General features: G+C 70.6%; 11 protein-coding genes and 2 pseudogenes. 12 read left to right on the top strand and 1 reads right to left on the bottom strand.

Annotation, left to right across the window (positions count from 1 at the left end; genetic code table 11):
* Positions 1-167: 167 nt before the first annotated feature.
* The 6 genes from ACRRSS_RS22050 (at position 168) to ACRRSS_RS22025 (ending at position 10,966) form a co-directional block, all read left to right on the top strand.
* Entirely contained in the window at positions 168-545 is a 378-nt protein-coding gene (locus ACRRSS_RS22050; protein ID WP_435972848.1) for a hypothetical protein, read from the top strand.
* Positions 542-4,171 (top strand): protein kinase domain-containing protein, encoded by a 3,630-nt coding sequence (locus ACRRSS_RS22045; protein WP_435972847.1) that lies wholly within the window; start codon positions 542-544, stop codon positions 4,169-4,171. Before ACRRSS_RS22050 ends, ACRRSS_RS22045 begins: the two co-directional genes overlap by 4 nt.
* A 187-nt stretch (positions 4,172-4,358) precedes the next feature.
* On the top strand, positions 4,359-8,384 hold the full coding sequence (locus tag ACRRSS_RS22040; protein WP_435972846.1) for a protein kinase domain-containing protein: 4,026 nt from the start codon (positions 4,359-4,361) through the stop codon (positions 8,382-8,384).
* Positions 8,385-8,442: 58 nt separating this feature from the next.
* A complete protein-coding gene (locus ACRRSS_RS22035; RefSeq protein ID WP_435972845.1) occupies positions 8,443-8,889 on the top strand; it encodes a hypothetical protein in 447 nt (148 codons plus the stop codon).
* Positions 8,890-8,905: 16 nt separating this feature from the next.
* On the top strand, positions 8,906-10,252 hold the full coding sequence (locus tag ACRRSS_RS22030) for a protein kinase domain-containing protein (RefSeq protein WP_435972844.1): 1,347 nt from the start codon (positions 8,906-8,908) through the stop codon (positions 10,250-10,252).
* A 309-nt stretch (positions 10,253-10,561) separates the two neighbouring features.
* Complete coding sequence (locus tag ACRRSS_RS22025; RefSeq protein ID WP_435972843.1) at positions 10,562-10,966, top strand: type II toxin-antitoxin system PemK/MazF family toxin; 405 nt, start codon at positions 10,562-10,564, stop codon at positions 10,964-10,966.
* 589 nt (positions 10,967-11,555) lie between these two features.
* Here the strand turns inward: ACRRSS_RS22025 and ACRRSS_RS22020 are convergent.
* Positions 11,556-13,721 carry a glycoside hydrolase family 9 protein gene (locus ACRRSS_RS22020; protein WP_435972842.1) on the bottom strand — a complete coding sequence of 722 codons (2,166 nt, stop codon included), beginning with the start codon at positions 13,719-13,721 and terminating at the stop codon, positions 11,556-11,558.
* A 279-nt stretch (positions 13,722-14,000) separates the two neighbouring features.
* On the opposite strand from ACRRSS_RS22020, the pseudogene ACRRSS_RS22015 reads away from it, so the two are divergent.
* The 6 genes and pseudogenes from ACRRSS_RS22015 to yjfF all read left to right on the top strand — a co-directional run.
* Positions 14,001-14,141, top strand: a pseudogene (locus ACRRSS_RS22015) (arsenic transporter); the annotation flags it as partial.
* 35 nt (positions 14,142-14,176) lie between these two features.
* Positions 14,177-14,691 (top strand): annotated as a pseudogene (locus ACRRSS_RS22010) (universal stress protein).
* A 378-nt stretch (positions 14,692-15,069) separates the two neighbouring features.
* A complete protein-coding gene (locus ACRRSS_RS22005; RefSeq protein WP_435972841.1) occupies positions 15,070-16,071 on the top strand; it encodes an ABC transporter substrate-binding protein in 1,002 nt (333 codons plus the stop codon).
* Positions 16,072-16,138: 67 nt separating this feature from the next.
* The gene (locus ACRRSS_RS22000) at positions 16,139-17,698 is read left to right on the top strand and encodes a sugar ABC transporter ATP-binding protein (RefSeq protein ID WP_435972840.1); all 1,560 of its coding nucleotides are present in this window, start codon (positions 16,139-16,141) and stop codon (positions 17,696-17,698) included.
* Positions 17,695-18,810 (top strand): ABC transporter permease, encoded by a 1,116-nt coding sequence (locus tag ACRRSS_RS21995; RefSeq protein WP_435972839.1) that lies wholly within the window; start codon positions 17,695-17,697, stop codon positions 18,808-18,810. The genes ACRRSS_RS22000 and ACRRSS_RS21995 overlap by 4 nt, the downstream gene beginning before the upstream one ends.
* Positions 18,807-19,805 carry a galactofuranose ABC transporter, permease protein YjfF gene (gene yjfF, locus ACRRSS_RS21990; protein ID WP_435972838.1) on the top strand — a complete coding sequence of 333 codons (999 nt, stop codon included), beginning with the start codon at positions 18,807-18,809 and terminating at the stop codon, positions 19,803-19,805. Before ACRRSS_RS21995 ends, yjfF begins: the two co-directional genes overlap by 4 nt.
* Positions 19,806-19,843: the final 38 nt, after the last annotated feature.

The raw sequence follows: 19,843 nt of genomic DNA, 5'->3' as shown, positions 1-19,843 counted from the left end.
GGCCGGCCAGTGCTCGTGTCGCGCCACGCCGTCTCCCGGGAACGTCCGGCGTGCTCTCAGCCACTCCGAGAGGGGCGCCGGGCTGACCGGCTATGCCGCGATGGGCAAGATCGTGTGGCACAGTCGTTCGGGGTGCGGAGCGGCGGTGACGGGGGGAACACGACGTCATGAGTAAGGACTTCGAGGCGCATAGGGCCGCTCTCGGGCTCGATGAGGCTGCGGCACAGGTGGACAAGGGGCTCGAGTCCGGGTTTCGGGCGGGCGGGTCCGGGCGGCGGCAGATCGCCCAGGCGGACCGGCAGCAGGCGAGCGACGACCACGCCCACCACTGGTGGATCGAGCTGGACCTGCCGGTCGCGACCGCGGAGCACCAGGGAACTGCCGCCATGGCGATGACAGGCCTGCGCGACGGCTTCGGCACCGCCGACCCGCCGGACCTCCTCCACCCGGTATGGCACGAGAATGCCGGAGACCTGGACACCGTCATCGGGCTCCTGCTCGGACACCGACCGCCCGTCGGCGGCATGGAGCAGGGGGACCGATGAGCACAGGAGTGTCCGAGGTCCCGTGGTCGTGGCGGATCGGGGATGTCGTCGCCGGGCTCTACGAGGTGGCCGCCGTGCACGGAGACGGCGGGATGGGCGTGGTGTACAAGGTCAGGCACCGGGTCTGGGATGTCGATCTGGCGGTCAAGAGCCCGCGTCCTGAGCGGTTCCGGGGCGCAGTCGACCGGGAGCGTTTCGTCGCCGAGGCGGAGGCATGGGTCTCCCTGGGGTTGCACCCGCATGTGTGTGCGTGTCACTACGTCCGGACGCTGGGGGGCGTTCCGCGGATCTTCGCTGAGTATGTCGAAGGCGGCAGCCTGCGCGAGTGGATCGATGACCGCAGGCTGTACGCGGGCGGGCGGCAGGAGATCCAAGCCCGGATTCTGGACGTGGCGATCCAGATCGCGTGGGGTCTCGAGCATGCGCACAGCCGGGGTCTGGTGCATCAGGATGTCAAGCCGGCCAACGTGCTGCTGGACGGCGCGGGCACTGCCAAGGTCACCGACTTCGGGTTGGCCCGGGCCCGTTCCGTCACCGCTGCGCCTGACAGCTCGCCCGCAGACTCGCCGGGCCTCAGTGTGCTGGTGTCCAGCGGTGGCCTCACACCTGCCTACGCCTCTCCCGAACAGGCCGGCGGACGCCCCTTGGGGAGACGCAGCGACCTCTACAGCTTCGCGGTCTCGGTCCTGGAGATGTTCAACGGCGGGGTGAGCTGCATGACCGGAGCCGTCGCGGGCGAGGCGCTGGGCCTCTACCGCGCCGAAGGGCCGACCGACGCGGGCCTTCCCGCCATGCCGCCCTACCTGCACACCCTGCTGGCGCGGTGCCTGGAGGAAGAGCCGGGGCGAAGGCCCGCGTCGATGGCCGAAGTAGCCGCTCAACTGGCCAACATCTACCGGCGGGTGACCGGCCTGGCGTATCCGCGTCCGGCCCCGGCAGCCGCTGATCTGCGCGCCGACGAGCTGGGCAACCGGGCCCTTTCGCTGCTCGACCTCGGACGTGAGGCGGAAGCCGACGCCGCGTTCGCGGCGGCCCTGGAGGCCGACCCGCGCCATCTGGAGACCATCTACAACGCCGGGGGGCGGCGGTGGCGGCGCGGCGCGGTCTCCGACGAAGACCTCGTCGCCGAGATCGAGACGATCCGCGCCGACACAGGCGACAGCCGGCAGGCCAGGCACCTGCTCGCCCAGGTGCACATGGAACGCGGCGACCTCACCTCGGCCCGCGAACTCCTGGACCGAGTGCCCGCCCAGGAGCGGCCCGAGGTGCGGGCGACGCTGCGCACCCTCGACTCCGGCGAGATCGGCGACGCCCGTTGCACCGGCACCCGCGAGATCCCCTGGCACCAGAACCCGCCCCCGCGCACCAAGCTGCCGATTCGACTCAGCCCTGACGGGACCAGGGCGCTGACCGGCGAGGCGGACGGCACGCTGCGGCTGTGGGATTTGAGTACCGGAGCGTGCCTCCTGACGCTGAACGGACACGAGGGGCCCGTGCGCTCGGTCGACCTGAGCGGAATGCTCGCGGTGTCCGCGGGAGAGGATGACACCGTACGGCTGTGGGACCTGGCAGAAGGCCGGTGCATGCGGGTCATACCGGCGAGGGCCGGAGAGGCCGGCTTCGGCCTGGGCGGGCGGGTCGCGGTCTACTCGGACTGGAACGCCCGGTCCCACGTGTGGGACATCCGGGAGGAGCGAATCCGGGGGACGCTCAAGGCCCAAGGCTCCTACGGGCTGCGATCGGCGCGGGTGAGCCCCGACGGCCGCTGGGCACTGATCGCCGACACTGGGGGGCAGTCCACCGTCAGAGTGTGGGACCTCGAAGACTGCACTCTCCGGCACGTGCTGACCGGCCACGGTCCGGGACTTGCGGACCCCATCGGCTTCAGCCCCGACGGGCGTCACGCGGCCATCGCGACGTTCGGCGGGCCGATTCGCCTGTGGAATCTCAGCGAAGGCCGATGCGTACGCACTCTGGAGGCGGCCCGCGGGGGCGGCTTCGCCTCCCTGAGCGCCGACGGACGGCATATGCTGACCGGCCTCGGCGGATTCCTGCGCTTCTGGGACTGGGAAACGGGCCGCTGCGTACGGACCTTCAGGGTTCCCCAGGGCAGGTTGAGGGCCGTCCGCCTCAGCCCGGACGCCCGGTCCGCGCTGTCGATCGGCGACGACAACACGGTCCGTGGGTGGGACCTTCCGCACGGCTACCGTGCCGCGCCAACTCTGAGCCGTCCCCGCCGGCACACCGAGCTGAGCCTTCTCGGCGCGCGGGTGGACACCATGGTCGCCGAGGCGGAGCAAGCTGTCAGAGACCATCGCCTCCCGGCCGCGCTCGACCTGCTCAGACAGGCACGCGAGACCCCGGGGCACGAACGGGCGCCTGAGGTCCTGTCCGCCTGGCGGGCCCTGGGCAGTCGATCCGTGCGGACGGGTCTGCGAGCGGCTTGGCAGTGGCCGGACCTCACCGGGCATACGCGCGGCGTCAACGCCATCGACCTCACCGGCGATGGCCGGACAGCGGTCTCCGGAGGTGCTGACGGGACGATCCGGCTGTGGGACATCGAGGTCGGCGTCTGCACCGGCGTACTCAAAGGGCATACCAGCGCGGTGCACTCGGCGTGTCTGAGTCCCGACGGGCGGCGGCTGCTGTCCGGGGACTGGAGCGGCGTCGTACGGCTGTGGCGGCTCGATACCGGTGAGTGCCTGCGCACCTTCCCCGGTACCCACGCGCTGCCGGACCTCGTAGAGCCGGAACCCGCCACCAGCGGATGCGTCGTGGATGAACCGCTCATGGGCGCCGCGCACGTGGGGTTCAGCGCCGACGGACGGATGGCGGTGGTCGGAGGCGCTGATGGCGGTGTACGGCTGTGGGACCTCGGAACCGGCCGCCATCTGAGTACGCTCAGGGACGAGGCAGGCCCACCGGCGAGGGGCGGCAGCCAGGGGGTCGGCGTCACCGCCGTCTGGATCGGGCCCGACGGCAGGCTCGCCGCTTCCGCCGACCGGGGGATGATCCGACTGTGGGATCTGGGCAGCGGACGCTGCCTGCACAGCCTGCGGGCCCCGGCGAGCGCCGGGCCGTTCCCCGAGAGCGTGACGGCGCTGAGCCTCAGTGCCGACGGACGCTTCGCCCTCTCCAGCGGGCTGGCCAGCTGGCCGCTCCGGCTGTGGGACACCACGACCGGAAAGTGCGTACGCGAATTCGACGCGCTCGGAGGCTGGGCGACACAGGCCCGCTTCACCGTCGACGGCCGCTTCGCGGTCTCCGCCCACATGGGCACCGTCGGCATCTGGCACATCGGCAGCGCACAGTGCGTGCGCACCCTCGAATTCTCCGGAAAGGGCCACCTGCAATCCCTCGCCCTGTCCCGCGACAGCCGCTTCGTACTCACCGGGGACGGTGAAGGGACCATCCGGCGATGGGAGCTGGACTGGGAACTCGGCGCCCGCGAGTTGGCGGACTGGGACCCGGGAGCGGCCCCCTACCTGGAAACCTTCCTCCGCCGCCACGGAGGGCAGTGGACGGCCGGTGACGAGGAGGATCTGCTCCAGCTCCTCCAGCACGCCGGATACGGCTGGCTGCGCCCGGAAGGCATTCGGAGCAGACTCGACCGCATGACCGCATGACCGCGACCGCATGACATGCCGCCCGGGGCGCCGCCCCGCGGTCGCCCCCGCGTCCAGGACCGATGTCATCCATCCGGCTCTCAAGGAGCATCCCCACCACGTCGGTTGGACTCCATCGCGCACCACGAGAATTTCATGGACCCGCCCTAGAGTGGGCGATCGTCTTTGATCATGGGTGGTGCCGGGGGTGGCTGTGGACGAGGCGTTGGAGATACCGGCGGTGTGGCGCGTCGGCGACGTCATCGACGGACGGTACGAGGTCTCCCTGGTGCACGAGCGCGGCGGGATGGGATTGGTCTACCGAGTCCGGCATCTCGCATGGGGAATCGACCTGGCGGTGAAGTGCCCGCGGCCGGAGCTGTTCACCGGTGCGGTCGACCGCGAGCGGTTCGTCGACGAGGCGGAGACCTGGGTGTCCCTGGGCCTGCATCCGAACGTCTGCAGTTGCTACTACGTGCGCACGATGGGCGGCGTTCCCAGGGTGTTCGCCGAGTACGTCCCCGGCGGGAGCCTGCGGGAGTGGATCGACGACCGGCGGCTCTACCAGGGGGGACGCCAGAAGGCGTTGGCCCGGATCATGGACGTGGCGATCCAGGTCTCCTGGGGGCTGGCGCACGCCCATGACCGGGGCCTGGTCCACCAGGACGTGAAGCCGGACAACATCCTGCTCGATGGTGACGTCTCGCAGGACCTCGCGGCCAAGGTCACCGACTTCGGGCTGGCGCGGGCACGGGCGACCGCTGGGACACGTTCCGCAGGCGACAGTTCGTCGGACAGGACCGTGAGGGTGCCCACAGGCGGGATGACTCGTGCCTATGCCTCGCCCGAGCAACTGGCCGGCAGGGCTCTGGGGCGTCGCAGCGACATCTACAGCTTCGCGGTGTCGGTCTTGGAGATGTTCACGGGCGGAGTCACCTGGATGATCGGCTCTGTCGCCGGTGAGGTGCTCACCGCCTATCGCGCCGGCGGGCCGGAAGACGACGGACTGCCACATGTCCCGGATGCTGTGGCCGACCTGCTCGAGCGGTGCCTGGAGGCGGACCCGGCCCGGCGACCCCGGACGATGGCCGACGTCGCCGGCTCCTTGGCGGGCATGTACCGGGACGCTGCGGGACGCCCGTACCCCCGCGTGCAGCCGGCGGCGGCCGACCTGCGGGCGGATGAGTGGAACAACCGCGCGCTGTCGCTGGTCGACCTGGGCAGACCCGTCCAGGCGGAGGAGGCGTTCACGGCAGCGCTGAAGGCGGATCCGCGGCACGTGCGGGCCACCTACAACGCCGGCATGTGGCGGTGGCGGCGCGGTGAGATCAGCGACGAGGGACTCCTGGCCGACATCGAAGCGGTCCGCGCCGACACCGGCGACACGTGGCAGGCACGCCACGCCCTTGTCCAGGTGCAGTTGGAACGCGCCGCCCTCGACGAGGCGCGCGCGCTGGCCGACCGGCTCGTACGCGAGCAGCCGGCAGAGCACGAGGTCCAGGACACGGTACGCACCCTGCGCTCAGGACACCTGACCGGGGCCGGCTGCGTCGACCGGCGGGACGTGCCGTGGGCCGCTCACCCGCCCGTCTATCCCACCACGCTACGGCTCACCCCCGACCTGCGGTTCGCGTTCGTCGGCGGCCGTGACGGCATGCTGCGGCGTTGGGACGTCCGGAGCGGGAAGTGCCTGGTGGCCATCGAAGGGCACGAACGCCAGATCCGCTCCGTCGACGTGAGCGCGGACGGGCGTTTCGCCCTCTCCGGAGGCGCTGACGGGGTCGTGGGGTTCTGGGACCTGGCCGACGGCCGCTGTCTGGGCCGCGCAGCCATCAGTCACCCGGACGGGCAGCCGAACCCGGGCATGATCAGCCAGGTGCGCTTGAGCGGCGATGCCAGTCTGGCGCTGTGCTCAACGTCCTCCGGGAAGATCTTCTCCTGGGAATTCCACTCCGGCAAAGGCCGAGCCGTTCTCGAAGGCCCGGAGTGGCACGGGCGCACGCTCGAGGTGAGCGACGACGCGCGCTGGGCACTGGCGTCCGGTGGGGTGGCCGAGAATGGCACGGTGCGGCTGTGGGACCTGTCGGCCGGACGGCTCCGGCATGTCCTGCGGTCAGGTTCCGGTTTCTCCGAGCCTATGGGCATCAGCCCGGACGGCGCGTCAGCCGTCACGAGCGGCGCCGATGGGAGGATCCAGGTCTGGGACATCGACAGCGGCACGTGCGTGCGCACACTCAGCGGACACTCCAGGACGGCGTCGGTGGTGTCGCTGAGTACCGACGGCCGGTACGCGATCAGCGGCGGACGGGACAAGAGCATCCGCTTCTGGGAGCTGGGGACCGGTCGCTGCCTGCGGACCTTCGAGGGCCTGGAGAGCGTGCCGCTCGCGGTCGCGCTGAGCCCGGACGGACGGCACGCGGTCTCCGTGGAAGCGCATATCCACCGCACCTGGGGACTGCCGGGAAGGCACTCCAGCGTGCTGCTGACGAGCCGGCCGCGGGCGCACGGCGAGGTGAGCCGGCTGAGAGCCCAGGTGGCGGATCTGGCAGCGGAGGCGGAGCAGGCACGCGCGTCCGGCCGGTACGCGCACGCACTCGAGCTGCTCACGCAGGCGAGGAACACCCCCGGATTCGAACGGGACCCCGAGCTCCTGTCCGCATGGCGGGCCCTGGGCCGGTCAACCGTCCGCGTAGGGCTGCGGTCCGCTTGGCGGGTCAGGCCCCTTCGTGCCCATGACCGCCATCTCAACTCGGTCGACGTGTCCGAGGACGGCCGGATCGCCGTGACCGCCGGCAGCGACCGGACGGCACGACTGTGGGACCTCGAAAGCGGAGCGTGCGTCCGCGTCCTCGACGGTCACTCCCACCACAATGTCCAGTCGGTCCGGCTGAGCGCCGACGGACGCTATGTGCTGTCCGGATGCCAGGACGGCACCGTACGGCTCTGGCGCGCCGATGACGGCGAGTGCCTGCGAGTCATGGACGGCCACCGCCACGGCGTTTCGTGGCTGCGGTTCAGTCCCGACGGCCGCTCGGCCCTGGTCGGCGCAGGGGGGAGCACGATCCGGTTCTGGGACCTCGAGAGCGCCAGACCGCCGATGACGCTGGAGGCCGAACGCGCGCAGGCGGACACGGCCGGAGCCACCGAGGGTCAGCGCCTCGTCGCCCACCACGGATACGCCGCCAATTCCGTACAGCTGTGGGACCTGGACAGCGGCCAGGGCCTGCTGACCTTGCGGGGGCACGCCGAGCAGCTGACGTCGGTGTGCCTGAGTGCCGATGAACGAGTCGTGCTCTCCAGCGAGCGGACCATCCGGCTGTGGGACACGGCGAGCGGACAGTGCCTGCGGGTATTCGACGAACATCCGGGCCGGGCGAACGCGGTCCAGCTCAGCGCGGACGGCCGTTTCGCGGTGTCCGGCCACAGCGACTCCCTCGTGCGCCTGTGGGATGTCGGGAGTGGACGCTGCGTCCGCGTCCTCGAAGGTCACCGGACAAGCGTGTCCAGCGTCGCCTTGACGCCCGACGGCCGTTTCGCCCTCTCCGGCGAAGAGGACGGCACCGTTCAGCTCTGGGAACTCGACTGGGAACTGGCCGCACGTGAACCGGCCGAATGGGACGACGCCGCGCGGCCGCACCTGGAGGCCTTCCTCGCCTGGCACCCGACACCGCTGGCCGATCGCGATGTGGACACCCTGCTCGGCCGTCTGCGCGACGCCGGCTACGGCTGGTTGCGGCCCGACGGCGTACGCGCCCAGCTCCACCGCCTGGCGACCGCCCCCGCGGCACCCTCCCGAGCGGAGGCACCCGAGCCTCCGCGCACCGTCACCACGAACCCTGAACCCGAGCGCGCGAACACGAAGCTGAAGCCGGTCGGGCTGTACCGGCAGATGTACGAAGGGTGGCTGGACCACCTCCCTTCCATCCACGAAGCCCGTACGGGGCACGTGCTCGATGACCGGGCCCAGGTCATCGCATACATGAAGACCGAAGCCTTCGCCGCATTCGACTACATGTCGGCCATCCACGACCTGCTCGACCAGAAGTCGTACATCCCCGGCGGGCCGTCCTTGCACACGGACGGAGTGTGGGTCTGGCGAACCGACTCGATCCACTACTTCGAGAATCACCAGCTGGAAATTCCCGAGGACTTCCTCCGCCACGTACGGGGAAGCGACTACCGGCCGCGCACCGATCACGCTTTCGACTACGACGATCTCGACCCGTTCATGTAGGCCTGATGCCAGACCGTTCGATGTCTGCCGACCTGACGGCACGCTCCATACCCGGGACATGGAGGCTGGTAGCGAGGTGACCAATCCACAGCGACCAATCCACAGCCGGGACTCCGGGCGACGAACGGGTAACGGGGGAGTTCGTCCCTGGGGTCGGTATGAAGCGGGACGACGAGGACGCGGTGTGGGCGGAGTGGCTGAGGAGTCCGCGTTCGCGGGGGATATCGAAAGGGGCGTGCGTGTGTGGAAGACCGCGGGGGCGGTGGCGGCGGCAGTGAATCCGACCATCCGGCAACCGCCCGATCAGCGGCTGCCGGACAGAGCCATCGACGCCTTCGACCGGGCGTGCGCTGCGGTCCGTATCCGAACGCTGAGACCGGACTCCGCGCGGCGTGGCCGACCGGCACGGGGAGGACGGAACTGGCCGAGGCGCCGGCCCTCGACGGCGACATCCCCGACGACTCGATGGTCCGGGTCGACGCCGCGGACGAGACACTGTCCTTGAGAACGGAGAACTCCTGATGACGCTACCGCCCGCCACCGTCAAACTCACGCTCGTCAAAGGGCGGCTGGACCCGGCCGAGTACGTCTATGACGAACGCACCACCTGCGTCCTCGGCCGCTCCTCGGACTGCTCCCCGCAACTGCCGAACGACGAGCACCACCGCACCGTCTCTCGCCACCACTGTCTCATCGACATCAACCCGCCCGATATCCGCATCCGCGACTTCGGCAGCCTCAACGGAACCTATGTCAACGGCGAGAAAATCGGCCAGCGCCGCCAGGGGCTCACTCCTGCCGAGGCCGCGGGCGATTCGTACCCGGAGCACGATCTGTCCGACGGCGACGAGATCCGCATCGGCGAGACCGTCCTGCGGGTCGGTGTCACGAGCCGGCAGTCCACCCGCGTCCTCGGCACCTGCGCCAAATGCGGCCGAGAGGTGGGCGACCCCGGCCGCGACGGCGAAGTGCTGTGCGCCGTCTGCCAGTCGGAGCCTGCCGCCGTGCTGGAGCTGCTGCTGGACCAGGCGAAGGGCGGACGCGTCGACCTCAAGGCCATCCACGGCTACAGGGTGATGCGAGAACTCGGCCGGGGCGGCATGGGTGCGGTCTATCTGGCGCGACACGAGTCCACCGGAGCAGAGGTGGCGCTCAAGGTGATGCTGCCCAAGGTCGCTGCGAACGCCACGGCCCGTGCCCGTTTCCTGCGCGAGGTGGGGCTGACCAGGGCGATGCGGCATCCGCATGTGGTGGCGCTGCACGACGCGGGCTTCGCCAACGGCACTTTCTATCTGACCACCGACTTCTGCACCAGCGGCAGCCTCGACCGCCTGCTGGTCCGACGCGGGGGCCGCCTCCCGGCCGACGAGGCCGTTCCTCTGGCCCTGCAGGCCCTGCGCGGACTGGAACACGCCCATGACCGAGGCGTCATCCACCGCGACCTCACCCCGTCCAACATCCTCCTGGACGGCACCATGACGGCGAAGATCGCGGACTTCGGCATCGGCAAGGCCTTCGACCAGGCCGGCCTCAGTGGCCTCACCCGCACCGGCGCCACCGCGGGCAAGCCGATGTTCATGCCACGCCAGCAAGTCATCAACTTTCGAAAGGCGCCGCCTGCGGTGGATGTCTGGGCTCTTGCCGCCTGCCTGTACCAGATGCTCACCGGAAAGACCCCCCGCGAGTTCCCGCCCACGAAGGACCCCTGGCAGGTGGTCCTGCAGGAGCCGGCCATCCCGATCCGCCGCCGCGAGCCCGGCATCCCGGCGCCGCTGGCCGACGTCATCGATCAGGCGCTGCGTGAACGCCCGGAGATAGGCTTCCGGAGTGCGACGGACTTCCGGGTGGCGCTGGAGCAGGCCTCGTAGTCCTCATGGCGGCATCGGTCGACTACGGCCACGTCGACCACAGTCACGTCAGCGAGGTCCGGGACGGGGCCCGGTGGCCGGCGTCCGGGAACCGGGTGACCACGCGGGCGGCATGCTGCGGTTTTGGTCGCGAATTCGGCCAACAGGCCCTCGGACGCCTCCTGCCGGAGGGCAGCGTCTACGCTGTGACCTGCGGCCACCGCGTGATCGTTTGTCTTCACACACCGATGATCAACGGTGGGCGCGCCCGTCTCCACAGCGCGTCAGGGTCGCGCGGCGTCTGCCTGCCGTCATGTGTCTGGAGGACTTGTGCGACGTGGCGAGGTCTGGTGGGTCCAGTTCGACGAGCGGAGGTTGGTCGTACTGTTGTCGGGAGACGACGCGTCCGGGATCCGGGTGATGCAGGTCGTCGCTCCGGCGGGCGTCGACATCAGCGGTCTGGGCATCGAAGTGACGGTGGGTGCCGGTGAAGGACTGCCGTTCGAGGGCGTGCTGCGGCTCGCGTTCCCGCGTGCGGGCTTCACCCCGTGCACGTGGCTGACCACTGTGTCCCGGGACGACCTGATTGAGCGAGCGGCCGTCCTGTCCTCCGTGAAGCTCGGCGAGATTGACGACGCCCTCCGACTCGCTGAACAAGCGCGGGAGCGGACCCCGGCCACGACCGCGAAGCTCAGCGAGATGAGGGATGCCCTCCGGCTCGGTGAACTCGGGTAGTCGGAGAAGGAGCCGACGCCCGTGACGGCCTGGGCGATCTCGGGCGAGGTGATCGATGCTGGCCACCTGCCACCTGCCACCTGCCACCTGCCACCTGCCACCTGCCACCTGCCACCTGCCACCTGCCACCTGCCGCCTGCCACCTGCCACCTGCCGCCTCGGCGGCGGGGCGACCGTTTCGGCGAGGTGAAGGGGTACGACAGTGCACGGCTGGACTCTCCTGGGGTCCCGCCGACCCCGCTGAGGGCGCGAGGGCGGATGCGTTGACCCGCGGTTTTCTCCATTCACGTGCGCGGTGGTGACGTACTCCCCGCTGCCGAGGGTGAGGGAGGCCGTGACGCCTCCGGTGCCGCCGTGGATGAGAGTCCTGACGTACGAATTCGTCGGTTCCGTAGGGGAGTTCGCCAGCGTGCCGGGACCGCTGTCGATGCCGGCGCCGCCGCTGGTGGGAGTGCGGTACGGGTGGGCGGTGTCGGCGACGTAGAGGCGGGCGCGGTAGTTGAAGTCCTCTTGGACGTGGACGATGTCGTACGGCGCGACCCGTCGGCCGGGCCCGACGGAGGTGCCCGTCCGGGCCCGGCCGGTCGGGTCAGGCGCAGGCGCCGGCGTTGAGCGTGAAGGCCGTGGGAGAGGGAGTCGAGCCGGTGTGGCTCCCCTGGACTCCGAAACTCACGGTCGCTCCCGGGGCGATCGTCCGGTTCCAGTCCGTGTTGCGGGCGCTGACGGCGGTGCCGCTCTGGGTGACGGTGGCGTTCCACGAGCTCGTGACGCGCTGGCCGACCGGGTAGGCCCAGGCCAGCTGCCAACCGTCCACGGCCGTCGGGCCGGTGTTCCTGACGGTGACGGTCGCGGTGAAGCCGGTGCTCCAGACGTTGCTCACCGCGTGCGTCACCGCGCAGGAGGCGGTGGGCGGTTCGCCGCCGGTGGAGGTCCGCTCGGCGGCGTAGGCGGCGAGCCAGGCCAACGGGGCGTTCCAGTTGACCGCCACCTCGTTGGTCGAGTACGAGTCGATGTGGTCGACGTAGCAGGCGGCGGGGGCGCAGCCGCGCAGCCTCTCCTGGGCCACCGTGTCCTGGAGTGCGCTGTTGGGGCCGCCCGCGAGCGAACCGGCGGGCGGGTGGGGCAGCGAGGCGTCCAGCTGGTGTGCCCAGAAGCGGTGGTGCTGGTTCTGCGAGGATGCCTCGCCGTGGCCGGTGACGTACGACAGGCCCAGGGCGTTGCGCCCCAGCAGGTAGTCCATGGCCTCCAGGGCTCCGGCGCGGTAGCGCGCGTCGCCCGTCAGCTCCCCGGCGACGGCCATGACGACGGCGTCGTTGGCGACCGCACCGTTCGATCCCCAGAAGTAGCCGTCCGCGGGGACGGGTACGGCGTACCCCTGGGCGGCCATCCTGGACAGGTAGCCGTCGGCCGCGGCGGCCACCGAGGTGCGGATCCGGGCCGTGTCGGCGGCGGGCAGCCCGTTCGGGACGGTGGCCAGGACGAGCCGGCCGAGTGCGGCGGTGTCCGCCCAGCCGAATCCGTACGGGCTGAAGGCGTCCGCGGAGGTGTGCCAGGACGAGGAGGTGACCGCGTCCCGGTAGGCGCTCTCGCCGGTCGCCGCGTACAGCTCGGCCGCGGCCCAGTAGAACTCGTCGGTGACCCGCGTGTCCCCGTAGGCCCCGCCGCCGGTGCTGTCGGAATCCGGTGCGTACATCGCCGGGCTGGTCCGGGCGCCGCTCCACGCCCGGCGTGCGGCCGACAGGCAGCGGTCGGCGTAGGCGGAGTCGTACGGCCGGAAGACCCTCGCGCACTGCGCGGCGGCTGCCGCGAGGTTGAGGGTGGCCGCCGTGGACGGCCGGTGCAGCTCGCGTGGCTGGGAATCCTGTTCGGGGCGCGTCGGCATGCCGGTCCAGGCGGCGTCATGGATCTTGTGGAACGCCATGCCCGCGTGCGGCTTGCCATCGGGCACCTGCATCCGCATCAGGAAGTCGAGCTCCCACCGCGCCTCGTCGAGGACGTCGGGTATGCCGTTGCCGCGCTCGGGGACGCGCAGGGTGGAGTCGCCCAGCGCCGCTTCCTTTCCCGCTCGCTCGGCCCGCTCGAAGGAGCTGACGAGCAGCCAGGTGGAGATGCCGCCGTTGACCACGTACTTACCGTGGTCGCCGGCGTCGTACCAGCCGCCCCTGACATCTTGGCTGTAGTCGCACACGGTGGCCTGACAGGGGACGGAGACGTCGCCCTTGTTGGGTGCGACGCCGAGGTGTCCGGCCGGACGCGCGTAGGCGGAACCCACGAGGGAGGCGTCGATCGCGATGCCGCTGCGCTGGTGGTGGAAGAACGCCATCGCGTCGGAGCGCAGCGTGTCGTAGAGGTCCACGCGGATGTCGAAGGGAGCGCTGCTGCTGCCGTCCACGGTCAGGACGTACCCGGCGCCCGCCGTCCGGTGCGAGGAGAAGTCCGCCACCTGGACAGACTGTCCGGAGGGGATGTCCGCGCCGCGCGGGACGGTCGAACCAGAGGCGACCACCGTCCCGTTCGCGTTCCGCAACTGCCAGCCGAGTGCCTGCGTGGCCGTGGTGACGACGGTGGCGCGCTTCGGCCCGTCGGGCAGGTAGCCGACCTGGTTGACGCGTACGGCTGTGGTCGCCGCCGCCATGGCGGAGGCGCCCGCAGCAGCCTCAGCCGGCAGGAGACCTCCGATGAGGAGCGCGCCCGTCAGGAGCGTGGCGGAGAGGCGTGCGGGGCGGCGCGGTAACGAGGCCGTGGTGGGGGGCATGGCGGCTCCTACGGGATGTGGGGGTCAGCAGGAAGAAGCGCTGGTGGCGTCGCGAGCCGGCGGAGAGCCGGGGCTCATCTCGGATGAGCAGATGTCGACTCTCGCCTGCGGCCCACTTCTCCTCGCCGGCGCGACTGGTGGGGCACAGCTGGTGGGAGCGCTCCCATGCAGCGTCGCATCCCATCGCGGCCGGCAGGCTGGAGATCTGCAGCGGACACTAGTGACGCCCGGTGCCGCCGTCAACGGTCCCGACGGGGGCACTACGAAGTCGGCCTCGCCGGCTCGCTGGCCACCCTGCTGTGGCGGCGCATCGCCCACGCCCACGACGGTGAGGTGGAGCTGACGGCGTTCACCCGGCTCGGCGTGTACGCGGTCCCCGCGAGCCTCCTGGCCGCCGTCCGGGCACGGTGGCTCTCGCTGCCCTCGCCGGAGAAGGCTGCTACCCATGGCCGTGGTTGGTCGTCTGGATCGCCGAGGGCACCTGGCCCGCCTGTGGGGACGTCGCCCGCGCGCACCCTCCGGCGGACGCCGTGATCGCCTGCCGCACGTCACCTCGGTGGACGTCCCGGGTGCGGCCCATGGCGCGTTCGCCGGGCTTGTGGACCGTGGCCATGCCTCGGGGAACCGCCCGGTCGAAGGCTGGGGGAGGGACCCCCGGAACGCACCTGGAGCACCTCGCGGCCGACTCCGCGCGGCAGTCGCTCCAGGATGCCGCCGACCGTCTGGGCGCCCCTGCACATGTACCGGGCGCACCGGGCGAGTCGAGCGCGAGGTCGTCGCCGTGGCCGAGGCGTGCGACCTGCTGATTCCGGCCCGGGGCGGCGACCGTGCCCACCTCGGACCGCACAGCCTCGGTCCCGCCGCACGCTTCGTCGTCGACCACGCCCGCTGCCCGGTGCTGCTCGTGTGGCCCGAACCGCCGCCGGGGCCGCCCACCTTGTCGCCTCCTCTTCCGCGTCACGCCGTCTGACGGGCGACGAACCGCCGCCCGTCACCGGCGGGGCCGGTCACCCAGCCCCGCTTCCGCGCGAGCCCGCGGGTGGGAGGCTTCCCGTGGCCGACGTGGACGGGGGCTGAGCGGGGCTGTTAACGCTCACAACCTGTGGGTGAGGCTAGCTGTCCGGCGGCTCGTCCCTCCGCATCAAGAACGGGTAACAGCCGTACGAGCTCTTGAGTTACGCGCGTGTTAGCGCTCACAATGTGTCGCGTTCGGCAGCCCACCGGTCGTCAGGGGTCGGCGCACACTCCGCCTCCGCCCCGCTCAACCACCGCTGAGCAGCCACACCTTCGCCGGGCCCCCCTTCAGGGCGCCGCCCGGTACGACGCACGTCCCGAGAGGAACCACGACATGGCCCACAGAGCCCTCCGCGTCATCGCCGCCGTAGCCCTGGCCGGTGGTGTGCTGACCGCCTGCACCACCGAGCCCGCGACCACCGGTACCACCGGCGGCGCCGGCAAGGGCTCCTCCGACGGCAGACTGGTGCTCGGGTTCGCCCAGGTAGGAGCCGAGAGCGGCTGGCGCACCGCCAACACCAAGTCCGTCCGCGAGGCCGCCGAGAAGGCCGGCATCACGCTCAAGTTCTCCGACGCGCAGCAGAAGCAGGAGAACCAGATCAAGGCGATCCGCACCTTCATCCAGCAGAAGGTGGACGTCATCGCCTTCTCCCCGGTGGTGGAGTCCGGCTGGGACACCGTGCTGAAGGAGGCCAAGAGCGCCGGCATCCCGGTGATCCTCACCGACCGTGCGGTCGACTCGCAGGACACCTCCCTCTACCGGACCTTCCTCGGCTCCGACTTCGTCAAGGAGGGGCAGGAGGCCGGCAAGTGGCTCGTGAGGGAGTACGAGGGGACCTCCGAGCCGGTCAACGTCGTCGAGCTCCAGGGCACCACCGGCTCCGCACCCGCCAACGACCGCAAGGCCGGCTTCGCCGAGGTCGTCAAGGGCGACTCCAAGTTCAAGGTCATCGCCTCCCAGACCGGCGACTTCACCCGTGCCAAGGGCAAGGAGGTCATGCAGGCCTTCCTCAAGTCCCACAAGGACATCGACGTCCTGTACGCCCACAACGACGACATGGCCCTGGGCGCGATCCAGGCCATCGAGGAGGCGGGCAGGAAGCCGGGCACCGACATCAAGGTGATCTCCGTCGACGGCATCAAGGACGCCTTCGTCGCCATGAAGGAGAAGAAGATCAACGTGGTGGTCGAGTGCAACCCGCTGCTCGGCGACCAGTTGATGGAACTCGCCAAGAAGGTCGCGGCGGGGGAGAGCGTCCCGCGACGGGTCGAGGTCAAGGAGGGCGTCTTCACCCAGGACCAGGCCGCGGCCGCGCTGCCCGGCCGCCAGTACTGACCCGACGCCCGCACCAGACCGGGGGCGGTCCTCACGCCGCCCCCGACCCCTCAGGAGAGGAGGGCGGATGGCAGCCCCACCCACCCCCACGCCCACCCGCACCGACCGGCCGGTCCTGGAGGCCCACGGCATCCGCAAGGCGTTCCCCGGCGTCCTCGCCCTCGACGGCGTGGACCTGCGCCTCTTCCCCGGCGAGGTCCACGCCCTGATGGGCGAGAACGGCGCCGGCAAGTCGACCCTCATCAAGGTACTCACCGGCGTCCACCCGCCCGACGCGGGAACGGTCTCCGTCGACGGCGGCCCCCAGCGGTTCGCCGAACCGCTGGAAGCGCAGCACGCCGGAATCAGCACGGTGTACCAGGAGGTGAACCTGTGCCCCAACCTCTCGGTCGCGGAGAACATCCTCATCGGCCGTGAACCCCGGCGCCTGGGGCTGGTCCACTGGTCGGCCCTCCACGAACGCGCGGCACGGCTCATCACCGAACTGGAACTGGACCTCGACGTCCGCCTGCCGCTGAGCGCGCACTCCCTCGCCGTCCAGCAACTGGTCGCGATCGTACGAGCCGTGGACGTCAAGGCGAAGGTCCTCATCCTCGACGAGCCCACCTCCAGCCTCGACCGGGACGAAGTCGCCCAGCTGTTCACCCTGGTGCGCACACTGCGCGACCGGGGCGTCGCGATCCTCTTCGTCACCCACTTCCTCGACCAGGTCTTCGACCTGTGCGACCGGGTGACCGTCCTGCGCAACGGACGCCTCGAAGGCGAGTACCGGATCGACGAGCTGACACCCGTGACCCTCGTACACCGCATGGTCGGGAGCGAACTGCGCATCCTCGACGAACTGGCCGAGACATCCCACACCGGCCCCACGGCCCGCCCCGGCTCCGAGGACACGCCCTTCCTCAGCGCCCGCGGCCTCGCCCGGGCCGGTGCCGTCCAGCCCTACGACCTGGACATCCACCGCGGCGAGGTCATCGGCCTGGCCGGGCTCCTCGGCTCCGGACGCACCGAGGCGGCCCGGCTGCTCTTCGGCGCCGACCACGCCGACGGAGGCGAGCTCCGGATCGACGGCGAGCGCGCCGTCCTGCGATCGCCCCGCGCCGCGATCGCCCACAAGATCGCCTTCTGCTCGGAGAACCGCAAGGCGGAGGGCCTGATCGGCGAACTCACCGTCCGCGAGAACATCGTGCTCGCCCTCCAGGCCGCACGCGGCTGGACCAGACCCCTCTCCCGCACCCGACAGGACGAGATCGCCGCCCGGTGGACCGAGGTTCTCGACATCCGCCCGGCCGACCCCGAGGCACAGGTCCGCAACCTCAGCGGGGGCAACCAGCAGAAGGTGCTGCTCGCCCGATGGCTGCTCACCGACCCCGAGCTGCTGATCCTGGACGAACCCACCAGGGGCATCGACATCGGCGCCAAGACGGAGATCCAGAAACTGGTCACCCGCCTGGCCGCGGAAGGCACCGCGGTCCTCTTCATCTCCGCCGAACTCGAGGAAGTACTGCGGCTGAGCCACCGGGTCGGCGTGCTGCGCGACCACCGGCTCGTCGCCACCCTCCCCAACGACACGACCCTGACGCCCGACCGGATCCTGGGCGCCATCGCCACCGGAGCCACCTCATGACACCACCTGACGACACCGGCGCCGGGGGGCGTCCGGTCCGGGCGCCAGGAGCCCGGCGGCTCGTCGAGCACCGCCTGTTCTGGCCCGCCGCAGTGCTGGTCGCCCTGCTGGTGGGGAACGTCGCGTTCACCCATGACTTCCTCACCGTCAGAGTCCAGAACGGACACCTGTACGGCAGCCTGATCGACATCCTGCAGTTCGGTGCCCCCCTGATCCTGGTCTCTCTCGGCATGACGCTCGTGATCGCCACCCGGGGCATCGATCTCTCGGTCGGCTCGACGGTCGCCATCGCCGGCGCCCTCGCGTGCGAGCACATCGCCACCGCGAAGGACCCGGGGAGCCTGTCCACCGTCCTGTCGGCGATCGCGGTGGCGGTCGGTGTGGCCGCCGCGATCGGACTGCTGAACGGCCTCCTCGTCGCCCGGCTCGGCGTCCAGCCCATCGTCGCCACGCTGGTCCTCATGGTCGCCGGACGCGGCGTGGCCCAACTGATCACCGACGGCCAGATCATCAGCGTGTCCAGCAGCCCCTACAAGATGATCGGCGGCGGCTACTGGCTCACCCTCCCCTTCGCCGTCCTCCTCGCCGCGGCCCTCGTCGCCGTCACCTCCCTCGTCACCCGGCGTACCGCGCTCGGGCTGCTCATCGAATCGGTGGGCGGCAACCCGGTCGCCAGCCGACTCGTCGGCATCCGGGCAGTCGGCCTCCTGGTCATGGTCTACGTCGTCAGCGCCGTGTGCGCCTCGGTGGCCGGCCTGATGATCAGCTCCAACGTGTCCAGTGCGGACGGCAACAACGCCGGCCTGTGGATCGAACTGGACGCGATACTCGCCGTCGTCATCGGCGGCACCGCCCTGACGGGCGGTCGCTTCTCCCTCGGCGGGACGGTCCTGGGCGCGCTGATCATCCAGACCCTCTCGACCACGATCTACACCCTCGGCGTACCGCCCGAGACCACCCTCGTCTTCAAGGCCCTGGTCGTCATCGTCGTGTGTCTCGTCCAGTCGCCCGCGTTCCGCGCGCGACTCCCACGCCGTCACCGAAAGGCCGCCCCGGACCCGGCCACCGCGGCCGACGACCTGACGGCCAGCCGGCAGGAGGTCCACCCGTGAGCACCACCCTCGCCAAGCCGCTCCACCGCTTCTCGGCACGGCACGCCGCCCGCCTGCCGCTCATGGTGACGGCCACGCTGCTGGTCGCGATGTTCGCGATCGGCTCCGTGCAGTACGAAGGCTTCTTCTCCGCGCAGGTCCTGCTCAACGTCCTGATCGACAACGGCTTCCTGCTCGTCGTGGCGATCGGCATGACGTTCGTCGTCCTCACCGGCGGGATCGACCTCTCGGTCGGTTCCATGGTGGCCCTGTCGACCATGCTGACGGCCTGGCTCGTCGAACAGAACGGCCTGCCGCTGGCCCTGGCGGTGCCGGTGGTCCTGCTGGTGGGAGCAGGAGGCGGCGCCCTCATGGGCTGGGTGATCCACACCTTCGAGATCCAGCCCTTCATCGTCACCCTCGCGGGCATGTTCCTCGCCCGCGGCCTCTGCTACATGATCAGCACCGAGTCCATCTCCGTCACCGACCCGGCGACCACCCGGATCGCCCAGTCGCGGGTGCTCCTGCCCGGGGGCCTGTTCGTCTCCCCCGCGGTGGTCATCGCCCTGGTCGTGCTGGTGCTCGCCTTCGTCGTCCTCCACCACACCCGCTTCGGCCGCACCGTCTACGCCCTGGGCGGCAACGAGTCCTCCGCCCGTCTCATGGGCCTGCCTGTGGGGCGCACCAAGGTCGTGGTGTACGCCGTGAGCGGCCTGTGTTCGGCCCTCGGCGGTCTGCTGCTGACCTTCTACATGCTGTCCGGCTACGCCCTGCACGCCGTCGGCATGGAACTCGACGCCATCGCCGCCGCCGTGATCGGCGGGACTCTGCTGACCGGAGGTTCCGGTTTCGTCCTGGGAACCGCCCTGGGCGTGACGGTCCTCGGCCTGATCCAGACCATCATCAGCTTCCAGGGCACGCTCAGTTCGTGGTGGACCCGCATCGTCATCGGCGGTCTGCTGTTCGTCTTCATCCTCCTCCAACGCCTCTTCGCAGGATCCCGCCAGGCGGAATAGACCCCTCGCCAAGAGCGAACCCCGAGCCCGTCCTCCGC

The organism is Streptomyces sp. Qhu_M48, from assembly GCF_051305195.1.
Classification (GTDB): domain Bacteria; phylum Actinomycetota; class Actinomycetes; order Streptomycetales; family Streptomycetaceae; genus Streptomyces.
Note: the sequence above shows the minus strand (reverse complement) of the source record. Positions and strands in the feature narration are given on the sequence as shown.